The sequence below is a fragment of the Microbulbifer sp. GL-2 genome (assembly GCF_007183175.1).
GTDB lineage: Bacteria > Pseudomonadota > Gammaproteobacteria > Pseudomonadales > Cellvibrionaceae > Microbulbifer.
The window spans coordinates 481,297-502,061 of the sequence record NZ_AP019807.1 but is presented as its reverse complement, the minus strand read 5'-3'; the positions used below and the strand labels follow the sequence as shown (position 1 = coordinate 502,061).

Genomic DNA, 20,765 nt, shown 5'->3' with positions numbered 1-20,765 from the left:
AATCTCCTGTAAAAACTCTGCCCCATTGAGGGCTGATCGTATCTGGTGGGTGTGTGTACCCACTCCCGTTATATCTCTGTGGCTGATCCGGCCTGTCGACTCTCGGATCCAGTGGCGGCGCGTATGCCCTTCAAGTGGGAAAAACAGGTATCCCGTGCGGTTTGCAGAAAGTCGGCCAGGTAGGCCTGCTCCAGCATTTCTTCACGCACCGCAGCATACAAAGTACTCCAAAGGCCCTTTTCCCCCAGGCGCAGTTGTGCAATAAATCCCTTTTGCAGGTACTCATGCAAGGCCCAGTCGGGCAGGGCACAGACACCGCGGCCACTGGCCACCAGCTGCACCATCATAACTGTCAATTCAGCCGTGCGCACATCTTCGGGCTCGATGCCTGCCGGGTCGAGAAAATACTGGAAGATATCCAGGCGTTCGCGCTCCACCGGATAGGTAATCTGCACTTCTCCATCTATATCCTCGGGGGTGACCCAGCGTCGTTTGCCATTCTGTAATAGCGGGTGATTACGGTTTAGCGCCAGGCACATTTCAAAACTGAACAGCGGATAGTAGTGAACGCCTTTCAGCTCCGTATCCGGGTTGGAGGTGACCACCAGATCAAGGTCGCCGCGTACCAGCGCCGGTAGCGGAGCGAAGTGAAAGCCGCTGCAAAGGTCCAACTCTACCTCGGGCCAGTCATCGCGATAGGTATTTAGTGTTGGCATCAGCCACTGATAGCAGCTGTGGCATTCGATAGCGATATTCAGGCGGCCCGACTGCCCTGAGGCCAGGCGCGCCAGATCTCTCTGGGCGACGGCTACTCGCGGTAGTATGTCGTCGGCAAGTTGGAGTAGGCGCAGCCCGGCACTGGTAAAACGCAGTGGGCGTGATTTACGGACAAATAGCGGCTGTTCGTGTCGTTCCTCCATTTCCCGGAATAAATGAGACAGGGCCGATTGGGTCAGGTGCAGTCGCTCGGCAGCCCTGACCAGGCTGCCGGTCTCACGCAAAGTGCAAAGGGCGCGTAGTTGGCGCAGTTCAATCATCTTTAGATTTATTCATGTTAATTGCAAAAAATATGAAATTGATTGAATAACATTGTGCCTACACAATCAAGTCTGAATTATCGCGGAGGGTGTGGCCGGATCTGGAACCGGCGATGCTCCCCCTCACAGGAATGGACTTGGTAATTAGAGACATGGCGCAGGCACATATTCTTGGCTATCCCCGTATCGGGGCCAATCGCGAACTGAAAAAAGCCCAGGAGGCATACTGGCGTGGGGATACGCCTCAGCAACAGCTACTGCAGGTGGGAGCGGAAATCCGTCGGAGCAACTGGCAGGCACAGAGTGATGCCGGCCTGGATTTGGTGACGGTGGGTGATTTTGCCTGGTACGACCAGGTGCTTAATCACTCTCTTATGTTTGGAGTGGTGGCCGATCGCTTCTCTGAAGGTGCCGCCGGCAACAAGCTGGACCAATACTTCCGTTTGGCACGTGGTCGTGCCCCCTCAGGACAGCCGGTGGCTGCCAGTGCCATGACCAAATGGTTTGATACCAATTACCATTACTTGGTGCCTGAATTTTCAGCTGGGCAGGTATTTTCCCTGGACAGTGAGTGGCTGCTGGAAGAAGTGCGCGAAGCCCAGGCCCAAGGTCACAAAGCTAAACCGGTAGTCATCGGCCCTTTGACTTATTTGTGGCTGGGAAGGGGTGTTGATAATGCTTTGTCACTGCTGCCAGGCCTGTTGCCTTGCTATGCCAAGCTGTTGTCACAGCTAGCCGATCTGGGGGTGGAGTGGGTACAGGTTGATGAACCAATTCTGGGCTTGGATTTGCCGGATGAGTGGCGCTCAGCATTCAACAGTGCTTATGAGGAGCTCCGTACAGCTTCAGGTAACCTGAATTTGCTGCTGGCAACGTACTTTTCACCACTGCGGGAAAACCTGAACCTTGCCTTCTCGTTGTCGGTGGAGGGAGTACATATTGACTGTGTGCGTGCACCTGAAGAATTAAATACTGCAGTGAAACATACTGGTGAGAAGCAAGTGCTGTCTGTCGGTGTGGTGAATGGGCGTAATATTTGGCGTGCCGATCTGGAGAAGTGGCAGCGCACACTGAAGCCTCTGGTGGAGAAGCTTGGCGACCGCCTGTGGATCTCGGCCAGCTGTTCACTGTTGCATAGTCCGGTTGACTTGAATACCGAAGTCACTCTCTCAGTAGAGCAAAAACAAAAGCTCGCCTACAGCCGCCAGAAACTGACTGAGCTGGCGCAGCTGCAGCAACTCCTGAAACAAAATATTAGTGCGGTTGCAGACAACCCGAAACATGACGGACAGAGTTGTCCGGTTGCTGAGCAGCTGCAGGGTACCTGGCGGGGACAGCGCTACCTGGAGCGCGCACCGGTACAGGCTGAGCGCTGGCAGCTGCCCCTGCTACCCACTACGACTATTGGATCATTCCCCCAGACTGATTTACTGCGTAAGGTTCGCCGCCAGCACCGCAATGGTGAAATCAGCGAGGGGGATTATCTCGATCATTTGCGGGCGGAGATTGCCGAAGCAATCCGTCGCCAGGAAATCCTTGGCCTGGATGTTCTGGTTCATGGCGAGGCCGAACGCAACGATATGGTGGAATATTTTGGGGAGCAGCTGGATGGTTTTGTACACACTGGCAACGGCTGGGTACAGAGTTACGGTTCCCGCTGTGTGAAGCCGCCGATTATTTTCGGTGATATCTCCCGCCCACAGGCCATGACTGTGGAGTGGAGTAGTTATGCGCAGAGCCTCACCAATAAGCCGGTGAAAGGTATGCTGACAGGTCCGGTGACAATTCTAAACTGGTCCTTCCCGCGGGAGGATATTCACCGCAGTGAGAGTTGCCTGCAAATTGCTAAAGCACTGCGTGAGGAAGTCTTGGATCTGGAAGCTGCAGGCATAGGTATTATCCAGATTGACGAGCCGGCCCTGCGTGAAGGCGTACCGCTGAGAAAGTCTGGGCACACAGATTACTTTTCCTGGGCTGTAGGCTGCTTCCGTTATACCTGCAGTGAGGTGAAAGCGGAAACGCAAATCCATACTCATATGTGCTATAGCAACTTCAATGCAATTATGGATGCGATTGTGTCTCTGGATGCGGATGTGATTACTATCGAATCTGCACGTTCCGACTTACGCCTACTCACTGCTTTTGCCGATAGGAGCGATGGCTATCCCAATGAAATTGGACCGGGTGTATACGATATTCACTCCCCCAATGTGCCCGAGCGGGCAGAATTAGTGGATCGCTTAAAGAAGATTGCTGAGGTAGTACCGGTGGAGAGGCTTTGGGTGAACCCGGATTGCGGCCTCAAGACCCGCAGTTGGGCAGAGGTTGGGTCATCCCTGTTGAATATGGTGGAGGCTGCGCGGGCAGTGCGATCCGAGCTGGCCTGATACAGGGTAGCGGCATTGATTGTCGAATTTACCTGGTAAAAAAACCGGAAGAGGTATTTCTCCCGGTTTTTTTATAGGCGGGCCAATAATTTCTAGTCTTTTACGGCAACAGTTGTAGTGCCATTTAACTCAAAAGGCACTGAGGGGTGGAAGGGTTTAATACCCAGAGCCTTATACAGCTCATCCGGGCGATACAGGTTTTGCCCCTCAATTACGAGAGCTGCACGGCGCAGAGCGGTAATATCCTCAAGCGGGTTGCCCTCCAGCAATACCAGATCCGCATTCTTCCCTACAGAAATACTACCGGTGTATTTATCAGCCCCCATTACCTGAGCCGGGATCAGGGTAGCGGTGCGCAATACATCGATGGCTGGAATACCGGATTTGGCATAGAGCTCTAATTCTCGCAGCAGGGTGAAACCGGGAATCCCATCGGAGCCGGCGACCATGGTGACCTTGTGCTCGTGCAGTTTACGCACCATATCCAGCAGGGCCTCTGCAGACATATCGTAGGCATGGCGGTGCTCCGGTTTTACGTCCAGCTCTGCGCCGACAAAATAGCGGCGTATATTGGCTGGCAGGTGCTCGGCAACATTGGCAAATTCCGGGTCCATCTTTCCGGGCTGGCGTAAAAGCATGGATTTAAAAACGGTGGTAGTAGCATCCACAACGGTGCCCTTTTCGGCCAGCTTATCCAGAAATGCCGCTACTTCTTCGCTGTCCAGGTCAAGTTCATGGGCGTGCTCGCCAATCTCGGTGAAGCGTAGTCTTTTACGGGTATCGATCTTGCCCATAAAGTTGAGGAACAACATGTTGATATGCTGGATCTCATCGAAGCCAGCATCGATAGCTTCCTCGGCAGTCATAAAGGCCGGAATATGGCCGGACAAGCGCATATCTTTACTGTGGATATGCTCTGCCAGTGGGGCAATCCACTCGGGCTCCATGGAGCTGTAAGTTTTGATCTGCTGATAGCCTCGCTCTGAATACCAGTCGACGATCTCCTTGGCTTCTTCCAGGCTGTTGGCAGTTTTGCCCATGCGCATGGCGTTTTCGCTCTCCCGGTCCATAAAGCCTGCGCGGAACATATCACCGCCGATGATCTGTTCGGATTCATAAAGTTCGGAGATTCGTGTCACGGCTTCATGAGTATTGCCTATATCGCGCACATTGATAATACCTGCAGCCATATTTAGGGTGCCATCGGTTGCAGATAAATGCGCATGCATATCCCACAGGCCGGGAATCAGGGTGTGGCCCTTGGCGTCAATCTTGGTGACGCCTTTCATTTTAATTGGGCGACTGCTGATCTTACTGATCTTGCCGTCCTCCACCAGGACATGGCGCTGTTTTTGCAGCTTCCCAGCTTCTACGTCCACCACATTCACGTTGCTAAGCAGGATGGGCTGTGAAGAGGTATGGGTATGTTTGACTGCAATATCCTGCAGGTATTTATCTGCAGCGGCTACTTGGTGTTTCTTGAGGACTTCCAGATGGGATTTGTCCCATCCCTCGCGGAGAATCGCAAACCAGCCGCCTTCGTCAGCGGCAAATAACTCGCCTTCTTCATCATACCAGCTCAATTCAGGGGTAAAGCCCAGTCCACTCACGCCATATAGGTAAACCTTTTTCTTTTGTGGTCCTTGCTGCACTGTTAATTCGTCGAGTTTGTGCAGTCGCGCCTGCCCCTGAGGTAGCAGGGGGATGATATGGTCTTCATCAACAAGTAAGGCTTTTACCAACTGGGTTTGTACGGCCAGAGTACTGTTTTTGGGGATATAAAATTGGTCTTCAGAAGTTTTTGCGCTGCCATTTTCATCCGAACCTTTCCACTTGGCTATGCCGTCTACCAGGAAAAACTCTTCATTAACCGGCGCGCCAAAAGGACTGATACCTTCAATCGTAAGTTTTTCCAGCATTTCGCTGTCACCGATGGTAAAGCTTTCTTTTAAACTCAAACGGCGATTGTTCCAGCCAAGTTTTAATTCTCCAGTAACTTGGTTACCGTCTTGCTCGATAATTTCAGAGCCGGCAATGCCTTCTTTATCATAAAATTTATATTCGATAGATTTTGCGTAGGACGGATTGGCTGTCGCCAATAGGGTTGCTGTGACAACGGCTGAGAGTCTGGATATTTTCATGATTAAAGCCTTCCCTTTCTTTTGTTTGGGGGGCAGGTTGGCTTTTTTTTAGCGACTGGGCAATAGTGGGGGACTGTTTTTTAATACTTGCTTCAATATATGCGATGGAGTGAAAACTAAGTGCGGCAGGACGTTGGGGGTAAGCGGTGGGGTATCCACCGCCTATAACTCGAGCTACTTTCCGAGGCTCAAAACCCTATGAAACCATCTCGGGAAAGGTTCACGTTACCTTCAGCGCGTACAACGATGTTATCTTCAATTCGCACTCCTCCGTAGGGGCGGAAGTCTTCCACTTTATCCCAATTTACCTCAGCGGCGAGATCAGTTGCTTTTAATTCATCCAACAGGCTATCGATAAAGTAGAGGCCGGGTTCAATAGTAAATACCTGGTTTTCCTCAATCGTACGACTGGTACGCAGGAAGGGGTATTCTGCAGGTGGGGGTGTAGTGCCACCTTCGGGCCCGCTTTGGAAGCCACCTACATCGTGTACCTGCAGACCGAGGAAGTGCCCCAGGCCATGCGGCATAAAGGGGCGAGTTAGCCCGGATTCCACCGCGCCCTCTGCAGAAGTTTTGATCACTCCAAACTGTGCCAGTAACTGACCTACTTTCAGGTGGCACTGCCGGTGAAGGTCGGGGTAGGGCAGGCCCGGCTTGAGGCCATTGACCAGCTCCAGCTGTTTCTCATCCATGGCGGCCAGTAGCTGCGCAAATTCGCTATCAGCGTAGGCATAGGTACGGGTGATATCGGAGCAGTAACCGTTGCAGTCGGCACCGGCATCTATCAGGAAAGTCCTCAGTTCAGCTTCCGGTAGGCGCTGGGTGGAAAGGTGGGTGTAATGCAGTATGGCTGCGTGTTCATTCAGGGCGACAATATTTCCGTAGGGCATACGGTTCTCGCCCTGACCGGCAGCACTCAGATAGGCCTGGTTGATCTCAAATTCACTGGCTCCGCTGCGGAAGGCCTGTTCAGCAGCTTGGTGCCCAGCTACCGCAATACGGTTTGCTTCGCGCAGGCAGGCAATCTCGTAAGGTGTTTTGTAGGCACGCGCCCAATGCAGGTGGTTGATCAGCAACTCGGGATTGTCACTGCCTAAGGGCCAGCCCTGGAGCCTGTCACCCTCACCAATAAAGGCGGTATTCTCAGCATTTAGGAACTCTTTGGCTTCTGCGGGCTTACTCAGCAACTCTATATCGTAGAACTCGCTCCAAAAAGTCTTGGGAGCGGGGGGTACATAGTGCCAAAAGTCTACGGGGCGGTAGAACAGTAGTTTGGGCTTTTGCCCGCGCCGATAAATCACCCAGCTATGCGGATTATCAGTGACAGGCACCAAGGCTTTGAAGTGGGGGTTGACCTTGAAAGGGTAAGGGTTGTCATCCAGAAACTGCATCTTTGGTGCACCACTGTACACATTGAGGCTGTCGAAGCCGCATTCCCCCAATATCTCATCGTACCGGCGGCTTAGTGTGGCGATATGATCTGCGTAAAGGTTTTTATCCATGTTCTCCCCGGGATGGATCGCTGAATCTACAAGTCGGCATAGTGTATAGTCTGAAGTCTGGATATTTGGCCTGAAATTCGACCATGGAAAAGAAGATACTGCTGACTGATTGCCCCGATGATAAGGGGCTGATCGCGAAGATTACCAATATTTGCTACAAGCACCAGCTCAATATCATTAAGAATGACGAGTTTGTAGATCGGGAAAGGGGCCGCTTCTTTATGCGCACCGCCCTTGAGGGGATCTTCAACGATACGACGTTCCTTGAAGACCTGGATATGACCCTGCCCCAAGGCGCCGAGCGGCTCCTGGTGTCTGCTGAGCGCAAGCGGTTAGTGCTAATGGTCACCCGTGAGCCCCATTGCCTGGGGGATATTCTGATGAAATGCTATTCCGGTGCGCTGGATGTGGAAATCACAGCGGTGATTGGTAATCACCCGGATCTAGCGGGTTTAGTACAAAAATTTGATATTCCATTCCACTGTGTGTCGGCTGAAGGGCTGGATCGCAGCTCACATGAGCAGCAGGTTGCTGCGCTGGTGGATGAGTACAATCCCGATTACCTGGTTTTGGCGAAATATATGCGTGTGCTCACCCCTGAATTTGTGGCCCGCTACAGTGGTCGTATTATCAATATCCACCACTCTTTCCTACCGGCCTTTATTGGTGCCAAACCCTACAGGCAGGCCTATGAGCGCGGGGTTAAAATTATCGGAGCTACTGCCCACTTTGTTACCAATGATTTGGATGAAGGGCCGATTATCGAGCAGGATGTGATCCATGTAGACCACGCTTATTCTGCAGAGGCAATGGCGGATGCGGGTCGGGATGTGGAAAAGCAGGTACTGTCTCGAGCCCTGCAGCTGGTACTGCAGGAGCGTGTGTTTATCCACGGAAATAAAACTGTGGTTTTCAAATAGAATAAGAAATGGGTGAGGTGAGGGTGAACCCTCCACATTTAAGCACTTTTGAGAAATTGGAGAGCGTCTACACGATGACTAATAATAAAAATTCTAACTGGCTTCCCCAGCCAAAGATAATGGTTAGTCTGGTGGTTACCTTATTTTTTGCAGCTTGCTCCAACCAAAAACCAATCCCGGGAATGAAGGACTCTTTCAATACTGAAATAGCACCTAATGGTGCAAAGCGTTTTACATTTACTGTAGAACGAAAGCGGCGTGATATTCTCGTACCGATAGAAGCCAACTCAGATTCTCAGCGCCGTATGCAAAGGCAACCCATAAGGCGGGGATCTATTCGCCGCGTAGAAGAGTACTTTGATTGGGCGCTAGAACAGAAAATGCTGGAAACAGGCTTTTGCGAGCAGGGGTATTTTGAGATTGAGCGAACTATTTCAGAGTATGGTGGCGAAGTAAGGGGAGAGTGCAGGGAAGGGGCTTTCTAGTAGCTGGCTTATATTTTACATTCAAAAAGGTGTATTAGGTAAATGGTTTACAGGAGGAATATTCAATAAGTGGTTCAGTTGTTGTTTCGGTTTAGTACTAAAAGTGTAGATAAGAATAATGAAGTACGAATCAATACTAGAGCAAGTCTCTACGCAGCAGATTATAGAAGTCTTTGACCTTATATCAGATATTATTTTCTGGGTAAAAGACGAGTCCGGTTATGTAGTCCATTGTAACCGAGAATTTATTGAGCACGTCGGGTGTAGATCTTTACATCAGGTGGTGGGGCGTTCGGATATGGATTTCTCCCCTTCTTACCTTGCTAAAAACTATATGCGCGATGATAAAAGGGTGATAGCGGGAGAGACGATCACAGATCGCCTGGAACTGAATATTGGTAAGTCCGGAGAATTAGTTTGGTTCACCACTTCGAAAAGGCCACTAAAAAGCCCCAGCGGAATAATTATAGGCACTTATGGAGTGGCTAGGGACCTGAAGGAAACGGTTAAAACGCTTTCTCGTATGGATAAACTAAAAAAACCCGTTGAATATATAAAAAATAATTATAACCAGTCAATTACTGTGGAGGATTTGGCAGAAGTGGCTAGCTTATCTGTAAGTGCGTTAGAGCGGCGTTTCAAAAAGTACCTGGAAAAGACTCCGATGCAGTTCGTCCGGGAAGTGAGGCTGGAGAATTCTCGCCGCATGTTGATAGAAACACAAAATCCCATATCAGAAATCGCATACCGGGTTGGTTTTACCTCTCATAGTTACTTCAGTAGACATTTCAAAGGTATGTTCGGCCAGCTCCCAGCTAGTTATCGTGAAGAGCTTCAGTCTCAGATTTAGAGATTAATCAAGCGAAGTATCCTTTGTTAATTTAGAGTGGCTGCCAATTTACCACTATCCTTGCAGGCTGGCAGCCGCCTATTTCATTTCCTTCAATAAAGCCAATTTTCGAATCCGATGTGATCACTTATCCTTAAAAACATGTGGTAATCCAGTCTTTGTCCAGATCTGTCTGTCCGCCTCAATTCTCCGCTATATCTAAAAACGCCGATTTTGTGTCATTACTGTCCCAGTTTTGATTACCTCTTCATCATTGTTTTTTCTTAGTGTTTTAGTGCTCAACAAATGAACTGTCTACTTGGGGTTTAGGGTCCCCTGGCAGTTATGCGCCAGCCCTCAATTAGGGGGCTGGCACTTTTTGAACCGCTGAGAGAAAAAATAGAAAGTTGGGATGCTATGAAAACAATTAATAAGAACAGCCGAGATACAGGGAATACCTGGACCAGAGAATTCAGGCGAAAATCCATAGTCTCTGCTATCTCGCTTGTAGTGAGTAGCATGGCGATCGCGGAAGATACTTCCGATTCTGATGAGAGAATAGAAGAAGTTCAAGTAATTGGAATCCTTGAGAGCTCTACCAGAAACCTCGAGATCAAGCGGGATTCCAATGCGATTGTGGATGCAATTACCGCGGAAGATGTGGGTAAGTTTCCTGATAAGAATGTTGCGGACTCTCTCCAGCGGGTTCCCGGGATAACCATCACTCGAAGCGGCGGTGAAGGTAACAGAGTTAGTATCCGTGGTACTAGTGATGAGTGGACTTTGACTCAGCTTAACGGGAATTATATTGCCACCTCTGATGGTGGAGCGCCATCTCGCAGCTTTAACTATACTTTGATGCCTTCCAATATGATCAGTAAAGTGGAGGTTTACAAGAGTCCGGAAGCCAGAATAGATGAGGGGGGATAGGCGGTACAGTTATTCTACATAGTCGCAAACCATTAGAAATGGATGCAGGCGAAGGAATAATATCAACAGAAACCACTTATTCAGATACAAATGAAAAGTGGGAACCTCAATACAGTGCGTTTTATTCTTGGAAAAATGAGAGTGAAACATTTGGGATTCTAGCTAGTTATACTAAACAGGATAGAACCGTTACTTCTATTGAGAACTATGCAAGTCATTGGCGTTTCCATTCTGACACAGTTGAAGGGGCCGAGCGTCCGGCAATAGTTGAGCAATCAACGGCTGGTGATGAAAATCCTGTAATTTACAACAATGTATGGGCTCCTAGAGCGATGGGGATTGGCAATCATGAGCAGGACAGAACCCGCGATGGTTACCAGATTACTACCCAGTGGCGACCGACTGAGCGTTTGGAGTTCGCCTTTAACTATTTTGGGTCTCAGTTGGGGTACGACACACGCAGTCAGAGCCTCACATTAGCGGAATGGAATGATAATCATAACCCCTATTACGGTATTGTGTTGGAGGGAGATACCGTAGTTGGCTATGGTAACGGTGATAATGGCTTTCTTAATGACGATAATTGGGGCGATGATGATGTCAATGGTGGGGTAAAAGTCGAGCGCGGTTTGATGTCTCCCCAGTTGACAGGCCAAGATAGTTATGGTGAGTCTGAGTCCCAAACTTTCGACTTTGAAGTAGTGTACCAAGGTGACTTCTATACTGCAGCGATAAATGTTGGACGTAGCTCAGCTGAAGGCGGTGTTTCCGAACGGATCATGGCTAATATGGATGCTCGTAATGGCTCCATAAATAGTTGGTACTGGAGCATTGCTGATGGTAAGCCAAGTTATGAAATTTCTACTGATCTCACATCAGATAGAGAAGCATATCCCTACTATGATTGGTTCAGTTCTGATGCCACTCAAAATAGGGACCGGGAAGACTATTATCAGCTAGATCTTGGATTTGATACGGATTGGGGCGGGATCACCAAAGTCTATGTGGGCACAAAATACCGTGATCATGAGGCCAAATCTCTAAGAGATACTTTCTTATGGGATGATGGTATCTCAGATAATGGTGGTTATCGTGGATGGTTGTCTGGAACCGAATGGTTCCACAACCCTGATTTCCATCCGGACACTTCTATTCTTTTGGGTAGCGGAGTGGTCGATAACAGTGCGGGTGGAACTGGAGCTATTGATTACCTGCCATTTGATATTGATGCACTGAAAGAGTATGTCAGTGATAATTTTACGCGTACGGTTGTTCCTGTCCTATCCGGTACTTACACCATTGAGGAAAAGATATTCTCCCTTTATGCTCAGGCAGACTTTGAATGGAGTGCTTTCCGCGGTAACTTTGGCGTCCGCTATGTTAATACAGATTTAACCACTTCGACATATGACGACATTATTGGTCAAGAGACTGATATTACCAATGCTAATAATCGCAGTGCTGATAGCGACAATTTCTTACCGAGTTTAAATGTTGCATGGGATCTAACTGAAGATCTAGTACTGCGATTTGCGGCTGCGAGAACAATGTCGCGGGTTAGTTATGCAGATTTAGGGCAGGCAGAGTCTTATGGCCCCCTGTAAATATCAATTCCCCGGATTCCTGGACTGGCCGCGGGAGCGGCACCTCCACTAATACAGGATTGGAAGCCATGATGTCCAATCAGTTTGATTTGGGGATTGAGTGGTATTACGCTGATGGCTCTGCACTTGGTGCTACTTTGTTTAGCAAAGACATCAGTAATCTTCCTGTCACTACGACTGAAGTTGTCTTGCGTGAACACAACTGTTGTAACGGGCTGATCGAAGTCGATATGAGCACTAAAACTGGAGGTGCGGAGGCGACCTCGCAGGGTCTTGAGTTATTTGCACAGCATGCATTTGAGAGTGGTTTCGGTGTAATGGCTAATTATACCTACACCGATACGAGTACCTCTGATGTCTTTGTTGATGATGTAGAGACTGACGCAGAAATTCCCGGTACGGCGAAGCACCAGTACAACCTTTCCGGTTATTATGAGAATGATATGTACAGTGTCCGTGCATCCTATAATTGGAAGGATGATCGGGCTGGTGGTCTTCATCAGGGCTACAATTTGTATGATAAAGCCTATGGGCAGCTTGATATTAATGCCAGCTATAACCTTAATGAAAACCTTAATTTCACGGCATCTATTATTAATCTAACGGAAGAGAAAACAGAAGGTTTCTGGAAGCAGGAAAACCGAATGACCTATTACAATTACTCTGGGCGTCGCTTATATATCGGAGCTAATTACAAATTCTAATTCCTCGTTGATCGCGCTTTTCGAGCATAACGTTATTCGCTATGCTCGATTTTTCTACTTCTGTAAGGTGGCAAATACACAAGGTCATCTTTATATCGTGTTTTTTTGAGTTTACCTGCCTGTATTTCTCCAATTTTTTCTTGGGGATTGGCGTACTCGCCGGTATGGTTGTTGTGTGTAAATTTAATCTATATCTTTTGGTGGTCATTGTTTTTCATCAAGAATTATCTGAAGAGTTTGCTGCTTTCGAAAATTGTAAATAATATATTTGTACCAATAAGAACCATTGGTTATATTTGGTGTGCGATGGTCATTTTTACATTCCATCTCTCCAAAAAATTAATAATAAATATGGGGTTTCATATGAAACAACAGTGTCAAAGGGTGATGCAATTTGCATGCGTCTATATTTTTTGCCAGGCCAGTGCACATGCGGATATTGAAGTGGTTAGTGCTAATACTTGCCCTTCAGGTGCTTCAGAGGTGAGTTATGCTGAGGCACTAAACTATCCTGATGATTTTTGTGCTTTGCTTAGTAGTGGTGATGTGGTGGGGCTGTCAAATGGGGCCTCAATTGAGCATGTCGGCTCTAGTTGCCAGCTCTCTGGTAGCGACAGTCGTCAACTAATGAAAACACTATGTAAGTCTCAACCCTCTACTCCACATGTTGTCAGTGGGAGTAGCTGTACATCTGAAGCAAGTCCGGTTACTTACCTTGAAGCACAAATCTATAAAGATGAATTGTGTTCAGTACTGGGTGATTGGGAAATCGCTAGTCTGGCCGACAATGCTTCTATGGATGGAAGCGGTTACGGATGTAGTTCACGTAAAAATGAAGTTCGAACTTTGGGTTCTACATTATGTAAATCTGATGCCCCTACGCAAAGTGAGTCATTACCAAAAGTTGCTTACGTAGAAGTAAATAGTAATGACATTGGCAATGCCGGTTGTTTCACAGAAAGTGATGGTAGTCAGCTATTTGATATTGCTGTAATTTTTGCCGCGAACATTAATTATGATGGCCAAAAGGCGGTTTTACATTTCAATGATCAGGTATCGAATCTGCTCAACAACAATTTGAGCACGATCCAAGGTTTGCAGGATAAGGGGACAAAAGTTGTACTCAGTGTGCTTGGGAATCATCAAAATGCCGGCTGGTCCTGCTTTGCCAATGAACAGTCCGCAGATGATTTCGCCCAGCAATTGAAAGATGCCGTAGACCAGTATGGATTGGACGGTATTGATATTGATGATGAATACTCACAATGTAGCCAAACTTATTCTGACTCTTTGGTTAAGGTTACCAGCGCATTACGTGAAAAAATGCCCAATAAAATCATTTCTAAAGCGCTTTGGAGTGACACTGATGTATTTCAGGCTGAATGGAACGGTAAGAAGTTGGGCGATCAGTTAACCTACGGTTGGGAGATGAGCTACTGGCAGGGTTCAAACTGTACTTCGCGCATCCAGAAGTACATAAATCTGGGTGTTGATAGATCCAAGCTTGGTGTTGGTGCTTCTACTGTATTGAATAGTGCTTCTGCAGCGAGCGCTTTAGCATCATGTAATGAGAATAATAACCTTGGTGGCGGCACTATGATTTTTAATGTTACTAAAGATTCCTCGGGTTATTTGTCCACTGTATGGCCCGGTACTTCAGAGGTGCCTAACTGTCTCAAATAATGAAATGATTGTTTGATGGACACCCCGTGGATTTGCTGTAACCGGATGAAGCGGGGAGTTTCCAGTTGGCTACTTTGTAGAAGCTATGGTGTATGGCTTTGCTCCGTCTGAGAACATTGCCTTGGTCTGGCTTTTCAATTTCCTGCAAGGACGGCAACGAACAGCTGAAGTTTCGAAGCCTCCTTTGGCGACTTTATGCCACCATTTTTATTCCTTGGCTGTCCATACTTCACCTGAGCCGCAGTCTTTACATTGGAAGCCCTGGTCCGGGCAGTAGAGAAGAATATCAATACATAAACAATGGTATACGAAACTGTCCTATTTGCCGGCGAAGCCCAGTCAGGAATGGGGGCACTGTATTGGTCAAGGGCCTTTCCCTGCTATAATTTTTCTATTCTTTTTCGTCGAGCTTTTCTAATCTTGCCTCTTCTCTGTGCACCGCTTTTGATAGGGTATTCCTTGCTGTCAATTGAGGGGAAAGGGAGCGCATTGCAGATGGCACTATATCTAATTAGCAGTGTTAAAAACGAAAAAAGCGGGCATAAAGCCCGCTTTAAAATCCACCTGTAAGAGTGTCGGATTTTACTCAGCGTAGCTCTCAATCGGTGGGCAAGAGCAGATCAGGTTACGGTCGCCGTATACGTTGTCGATACGGTTAGCAGCAGGCCATACCTTGTGCTCTTTCAGCCACGCCGCTGGGCGCGCGGCGATATCGCGGGAGTAGCTGTGGGTCCACTCATCGCTCATCACGTCCTCAAGGGTGTGAGGGGCGTTGTGCAGCGGGTTGTCTTCAGGGGTGTACTTACCGCTGGTTACGTCTTCCACTTCCTGGCGAATTGTTACCATTGCCTCGATAAAGCGATCCAGCTCACCTTTGGACTCACTTTCGGTAGGCTCGATCATTAGGGTGCCGGCTACCGGGAAGGACATGGTGGGGGAGTGGAAACCGAAGTCCATCAGGCGCTTGGCGATATCTTCTTCGGTGATGCCGCTGGCTTCCTTGAGCGGGCGCAGGTCAACCAGGCACTCGTGGGCCACAAAACCGTTGGTGCCGGTGTAGAGCAGGGAATAGTGCTCGCCCAGTTTCTTGGCTACGTAGTTGGCGTTCAGGATCGCCATTTCGGTAGCCTGCTTCATGCCTTGCTTACCCATCATACGGATATACATCCAGCTGATCGGCAGGATGCTGGCAGAGCCCCAGGGTGCGGCGGAGATGGTGCCGTTCTCCAGGTTGGTTTCCGGTACTTCAGTCACCGGGTGGGCTGCCAGGTAGGGCTTCAGGTGTTCGCCAACAGCGATAGGGCCCATACCGGGGCCGCCGCCACCGTGAGGAATACAGAAAGTTTTGTGCAGGTTCAGGTGGGATACGTCACCACCGAACTGACCCGGAGCCGCGACGCCGATGAGGGCGTTCATGTTGGCTCCGTCGATATAAACCTGGCCGCCAGCCTGGTGAACCAGGTCGCAAACTTCTCGGATACCTTCCTCGAACACCCCGTGGGTAGATGGGTAGGTGACCATCAGTGCGGCAACGCGGTCGCCGTGCTCTTCGATTTTGGCCTTCAGGTCTGCGATATCCACATTGCCTTTATTATCACAGGCAACCACAACCACTTTCATGCTCACCATCATGGCGGAAGCCGGGTTGGTGCCATGGGCGGAGGCGGGAATCAGGCAGATGTCGCGCTGGGTTTCGCCCTTCGCTTCGAAGTACTTCTTGATCGCAACCAGGCCAGCGTATTCACCCTGAGAACCGGCGTTGGGCTGCAGGCTAACCGCATCGTAACCGGTACAGGCGGATAGCATCTGCTGTAGCTGACGGAACATTTCCGCGTAGCCTTCCGCTTGGTCTACTGGTGCGAAGGGGTGCAACTTGCCGAACTCGGGCCAGGTAACCGGAATCATCTCGGCAGTGGCATTCAGCTTCATGGTGCAGGAACCCAGGGGAATCATGGAGTGATTCAGGGCGATGTCCTTGGCTTCCAGAGACTTGAGGTAGCGCAGCATCTCGGTCTCGGAGTGGTAGCTGTTGAACACCGGGTGGGTCATAAACTCGGTATCGCGAACCAGTGAGGCGGGTACACCCAGGGAGCCTTTGCTGGCGATCTCGCTATCCAGGATGTGCAGATCGATGCTGTGCTCAGTGCCGATAAAGGCGTTAATCAGGTCGGACACATCTTGCAGGGTGGCGGTTTCGCTCAGGCTTACACCCAGGGCGTCCTCGCCCACTTTACGCAGGTTGATCTCGGAGGCCAGAGCGCGCTGGTAGATTTCTTCCTGCTTGGTGCCAACGGTGATATTCAGAGTATCGAACCAGCTGTCGTGGGCCAGATTGAAGCCTTCCTGCTGTAGTGCGGAAGCGAGGATATCGGCCAGGCGCTGGATGCGGGCGGCGATAGTCTTCAGGCCTTCGGGGCCGTGGTAAATCCCGTAGAAAGCACTCATCACTGCCAGCAAAACCTGGGAAGTACAGATATTGGAGTTGGCTTTCTCGCGGCGAATATGCTGTTCGCGGGTCTGCATGGCCATACGCAGTGCGCGTTTGCCTTTGCTGTCTACGGAAACACCAATAATGCGGCCTGGTGCGGAGCGCTTGTAGGCTTCGCGGAAGGCAAAGAAGCCAGCGTGGGGACCACCGTAGCCCATGGGAATACCGAAGCGTTGGTTACAGCCAACAACTACGTCTGCGCCCATATCACCCGGTGCCCGCAGGGCTACCAGGCTCATCAGGTCTGCGGCCACGGTTACCAAGGCGTTGGCTTCGTGCACCTTGGTGATGATATCGGTCAGGTCGCGTACGCGACCGGTGCTGCCGGGGTATTGCAGCAGCGCACCGAACAGCTCGGCGGGGATATCTTTCTCCACATCGCCTACAACTACCTCGAATCCGAAGTGCTCGGCGCGGGTTTTAACTACGGCGATGGTCTGCGGGTGGCAGTCCTGGTCCACAAAGTAGACGTTGGATTTATTGCGCTTGGCCTGGCGTTTACACATGGCCATGGCTTCCGCAGCAGCTGTGCCTTCGTCCAGCATGGAGGCGTTGGCCAATTCCATACCGGTGAGGTCCATGATCATCTGCTGGAAGTTCAGCAGACCTTCCAGACGCCCCTGGGCAATTTCCGGCTGGTAAGGGGTATAGGCGGTATACCAACCCGGATTCTCCAGCACATTGCGCAGGATCACATTGGGGGTAATGGTGTCGTGGTAACCCATACCAATAAAGGTGCGGTAGACCTTGTTGCGCGCCGCGATATCTTTCAGCTCTGCGATGGCCTCAACTTCATTGATCGCATCGGCCAGATCCAGCTCATCGGTCTTGCGAATGGCTTCGGGCACGGTTTTCTCGATCAGCTCTTCGAGGCTGGCAACTCCAAGGGTTTCCAGCATGGCCTCTACCTGTTTGGCATCGGGGCCAATATGGCGATGGATAAAGGCGTCGTGTTGTTCCAACTGCTGCAGCGATGGTTGGGTCATAAACTTCGTTCCTGTAGTCGCAGGGAGTCGTCGCGGTGCGCTCGCGGTTAAAAATAGCACCTGGCCTCGATACCGCTTTTCCTGTGGAAAGCCTCGGGCCTCCGAGTTGCGGATAGGCGAGGGTAACGCTTGGGAAATCGGTTTGCTGGCAGCCCCAGAGTCGCAATAGGAAACCTGAGGGGAAGCCGGGCCATAGCGGCAGGCGCGCATCTTAGCAACCGGGGCGAGTAGGGGCAATCTGCGGGATTTTAACGAGGAAACTGCTAAATTTGGAGGTGAAAAGTGGGTTTAATCCTGTGAAATGGGGAGTGGGGAGATTTTGTTCTACGCATGGCTGAGCAGATTTGATGGTTGACCATCCCCCTAATAGACCGCTAACTGCTAATGGTATGCTGAATACTTTGCGTCTTCCCTAAGATTTTTCTATTTACTCAATAAGCAAACCATCTTAGCTATTTCTACAGATTGGCCAGCTCCTTATTGAGAGCGACGTACTAGCCATCAAGAACTGCGATATGGATGATGCCAAAGCGATCATGGATGCAGCCTGTGGAATGAGGCCTGTATTAGATGTTGTTTGACCTGGGTTTTGAATCTTTCAATCCACCGAATGACTGGGTATCTGCAGTGGGATAAAGGAGTGATTAAAATAGAAAGAAGTTTCGACGATATAAATAACCCTGAGGGGCTGAATCGCTTCCCTGCAAGTAGGCAATCCCCCGAAGGGGGAAGGTTTCAAGGGCAATGCCAAGAGCAAATGCAACTGGCAGAGTTGTAACTAACTCCCCAGGGGGCTTTCACCATATCACCCACTATGCGGGTGGTTGCTGATTGGGAAAACATATTTGCTGGCCTAGGTGCTGAACATGAAGATAAGTATGCATGAAAACTTGAATTCAGACTAAAAAATAACCTTTTTGTTGCCTGGAATATTTTGCAGGCTGGAAACTGATTTTTCAGGGCTTCCTAAGATCGATTTCGCCATGAAAGTGCAAATCGACCACCAGCGGAATAACGTAAGCCCTGAACAAGTTGCCGGGCGCATGGGCACTTGAGAAGTGCAACAAAACAGTCAGCTGTTCAACCATTTTCACTGTGTTAGTTGGCTCAAATGGTGGCTGCGCCTGCCGTGAATAGGCAAGCCCTATTGCGAGCGCACGGGCCCTGAGGCGGAAGTGAAGCTCATTTCAGAGCGTATCGATATTGAAGAATATCTAGTGATTGTTGATTAAAATACAGAGCTTGGGTACTCGGAAGGCGACATAGTTTACGGGTAAGATGGCCACCTAGTGGCATTGGTAGAGCAAACCTCTACGCTACTGCTTGCTCGCAGGGTTCCAAACAGAAGTAAGCATGCTATTAAGCGGATGCTGAAGCCATATCAGATAGTGGGTAAAACCATAAGCTTGGACTACGGTGGCCAATATGCGGCCGTGAGTCGATTACGTGGAAGCTAGTCTGGAATATATATTTTTCTAAGCCGTACTATTCGTATGAGCATGGATTGAGCGAAAATACAAATGGGTCACTGAGGAGTTTCTTCTCGAAAGGTATGAAAATTGACAAGCTGCCGAAAATTTAGAATTACGATACGGTATTTCGCATCAATACCCGGCCACGAAAAATGTTAAATTATTGGAGTACGCTGAAGTGTTTAGCAGGCAGGCGTGTGTCGCTTTTGTTGGCAATCTAGCTTATAGATCATGATGAGCATCTTCTGTTCCTGGCTAACCTAGACGATAACTTTGGGATTTATTGGTAACCACATATCCTTTTAATCTGCGTCCCCAGAATTTATGCAGGTTGGAGGCTGGTCGTAAGTTATAAGTATGGCGGAGGCGTAGAAGATGGAGCGAAGATATATTTTTTGTGGAGTTTTCTGATAGGGGAGCTGTCAGCTTTAGTTGATGCTCAGTTAGAGGGGTTACTTTTTTTCTACTATATTTTGAATCAGAATTTCTAGCTGTGAGTTTATTTTTCTATTGGAGCTCATGGTTTCAGTGATTGATTTAATCATTGACTGCAAATTTTCAATAGGGATTTTTTGCTCAAATTCTTCAGCGAGTACTGTGCTGATTAAATTTTTCTTTAAAGACTCTAGATTCTCTCCTTGTTTATGGAGTTTTATTATTTTATTTTTTAATATCTCATCAGTGCTCAATATACCTGAGCTTGATTTTTCTGAGGCTTCGTCCTTTGATGAAGATTTTTTTCGTTGTCGGGGTGGTGCGTTTAGTTTGTTTAAAAGGGTTGTGAGGTTTTGGTCTGTAGTTATTTTCATGGGTTAATTTTGGCTGTATTTAGAAAGAAGCATTTTATTTACGGCGCTGTTTTCGTTGTTTTTTATCTGCGGCTTTTCTTGAGGGGAGCCTTGATTGGCTGTGGCCTCAATGATTTTCTCAATGTCTTTGTTTAGAGCCGGGTTTTCGCTATTTTCGGCAATCCCTCCTCGTAATAATTCAATCCCCTCTTCGGTGTTGCCGTCAGCTATTGCTAAAAGCCCCCGCGCGAATTCTTGAAAGTAGCTGGGAGAGTTTGTTGAATTAACGAGATGACTCCATACCTTCTTGGCCTCACTAATTTCTTGCGTCACTAAATAGAGTTGACCCAGTTGGAAATGTGCGATCCACAACTCTGGAGCCAAAGAGATAGTAGTTTGCATTCCCTCAATAGCGCGATCATACAGTTTGATTTCAGCATGCTCTGCTGCGAGGAACAGGCGTTTTGCGGGATGATCTTCAAGTGAGATACTGCGTTTTAACAGCTCAATAGCTCTTTCATGGTACTTGAGGTTACTTGCTTCAAGTGCGCAGTGGAATAGCTCTTCAGCGTCAAGTTCGTCGTTGATTCTTAATGACATGGGTATCTCCTGTTACTCGATTACATTCTACCTGCCATATTCCATCGCAGCTAGCCTTCTTGCCTAAGTAAAATTTTCTTTTCTTTGTTTGTTGGTATGCCTCGCATTTTGAGATTTTTTGCGTGGACAGTAAGTCACACCTTTTGCAGTAGTCGTGAATCGCTGCTCGCCAAAATTTATTTAAATTTCCCCTGCACGATTCCCCTCAA

At 48.9% G+C, this 20,765-nt stretch carries 14 protein-coding genes; 8 read left to right on the top strand and 6 right to left on the bottom strand.

The features are described from left to right. Nucleotides 1-68: 68 nt before the first annotated feature. Nucleotides 69-1,037 carry a LysR family transcriptional regulator gene (locus GL2_RS02175; RefSeq protein ID WP_143729088.1) on the bottom strand — a complete coding sequence of 323 codons (969 nt, stop codon included), beginning with the start codon at nucleotides 1,035-1,037 and terminating at the stop codon, nucleotides 69-71. Between the two features lie 152 nt (nucleotides 1,038-1,189). Between GL2_RS02175 and metE the strand changes: the two genes are divergently transcribed. Further along, the gene (gene metE, locus GL2_RS02170) at nucleotides 1,190-3,424 is read left to right on the top strand and encodes a 5-methyltetrahydropteroyltriglutamate--homocysteine S-methyltransferase (protein WP_143732763.1); all 2,235 of its coding nucleotides are present in this window, start codon (nucleotides 1,190-1,192) and stop codon (nucleotides 3,422-3,424) included. A 92-nt stretch (nucleotides 3,425-3,516) separates the two neighbouring features. Here the strand turns inward: metE and GL2_RS02165 are convergent, their stop codons facing one another. After that, complete coding sequence (locus GL2_RS02165) at nucleotides 3,517-5,565, bottom strand: amidohydrolase family protein (RefSeq protein ID WP_143729087.1); 2,049 nt, start codon at nucleotides 5,563-5,565, stop codon at nucleotides 3,517-3,519. Nucleotides 5,566-5,753: 188 nt separating this feature from the next. Further along, nucleotides 5,754-7,067, bottom strand: coding sequence for a Xaa-Pro dipeptidase (pepQ, locus tag GL2_RS02160; RefSeq protein WP_143729086.1), 1,314 nt, complete (start codon nucleotides 7,065-7,067; stop codon nucleotides 5,754-5,756). 83 nt (nucleotides 7,068-7,150) lie between these two features. On the opposite strand from pepQ, the gene purU reads away from it, so the two are divergent. From purU to GL2_RS21640, 7 genes are all read left to right on the top strand, one after another. After that, nucleotides 7,151-7,987, top strand: coding sequence for a formyltetrahydrofolate deformylase (gene purU, locus GL2_RS02155; RefSeq protein WP_143729085.1), 837 nt, complete (start codon nucleotides 7,151-7,153; stop codon nucleotides 7,985-7,987). Between the two features lie 74 nt (nucleotides 7,988-8,061). Beyond that, complete coding sequence (locus GL2_RS02150) at nucleotides 8,062-8,472, top strand: hypothetical protein (RefSeq protein ID WP_143729084.1); 411 nt, start codon at nucleotides 8,062-8,064, stop codon at nucleotides 8,470-8,472. A gap of 118 nt (nucleotides 8,473-8,590) precedes the next feature. Next, nucleotides 8,591-9,322 carry an AraC family transcriptional regulator gene (locus GL2_RS02145; RefSeq protein ID WP_143729083.1) on the top strand — a complete coding sequence of 244 codons (732 nt, stop codon included), beginning with the start codon at nucleotides 8,591-8,593 and terminating at the stop codon, nucleotides 9,320-9,322. 396 nt (nucleotides 9,323-9,718) lie between these two features. Next, entirely contained in the window at nucleotides 9,719-10,231 is a 513-nt protein-coding gene (locus tag GL2_RS02140) for a TonB-dependent receptor plug domain-containing protein (protein ID WP_172621029.1), read from the top strand. Nucleotides 10,232-10,269: 38 nt separating this feature from the next. Further along, nucleotides 10,270-11,835, top strand: coding sequence for a TonB-dependent receptor domain-containing protein (locus GL2_RS22090; protein ID WP_143729081.1), 1,566 nt, complete (start codon nucleotides 10,270-10,272; stop codon nucleotides 11,833-11,835). A 68-nt stretch (nucleotides 11,836-11,903) separates the two neighbouring features. Beyond that, entirely contained in the window at nucleotides 11,904-12,539 is a 636-nt protein-coding gene (locus GL2_RS22085; protein ID WP_143729080.1) for a TonB-dependent receptor domain-containing protein, read from the top strand. Between the two features lie 207 nt (nucleotides 12,540-12,746). Beyond that, nucleotides 12,747-14,222, top strand: a complete 1,476-nt coding sequence (locus GL2_RS21640) for a glycosyl hydrolase family 18 protein (RefSeq protein WP_197736512.1) — start codon at nucleotides 12,747-12,749, stop codon at nucleotides 14,220-14,222. A 582-nt stretch (nucleotides 14,223-14,804) separates the two neighbouring features. Here GL2_RS21640 and gcvP read toward each other — a convergent pair. From gcvP to GL2_RS02105, 3 genes are all read right to left on the bottom strand, one after another. Beyond that, the gene (gene gcvP, locus GL2_RS02115) at nucleotides 14,805-17,696 is read right to left on the bottom strand and encodes an aminomethyl-transferring glycine dehydrogenase (protein ID WP_143729079.1); all 2,892 of its coding nucleotides are present in this window, start codon (nucleotides 17,694-17,696) and stop codon (nucleotides 14,805-14,807) included. 1,924 nt (nucleotides 17,697-19,620) lie between these two features. Continuing rightward, nucleotides 19,621-19,977, bottom strand: a complete 357-nt coding sequence (locus GL2_RS02110) for a hypothetical protein (protein WP_143729078.1) — start codon at nucleotides 19,975-19,977, stop codon at nucleotides 19,621-19,623. Nucleotides 19,978-19,980: 3 nt separating this feature from the next. Then, nucleotides 19,981-20,556, bottom strand: coding sequence for a hypothetical protein (locus tag GL2_RS02105; RefSeq protein ID WP_143729077.1), 576 nt, complete (start codon nucleotides 20,554-20,556; stop codon nucleotides 19,981-19,983). Nucleotides 20,557-20,765: the final 209 nt, after the last annotated feature.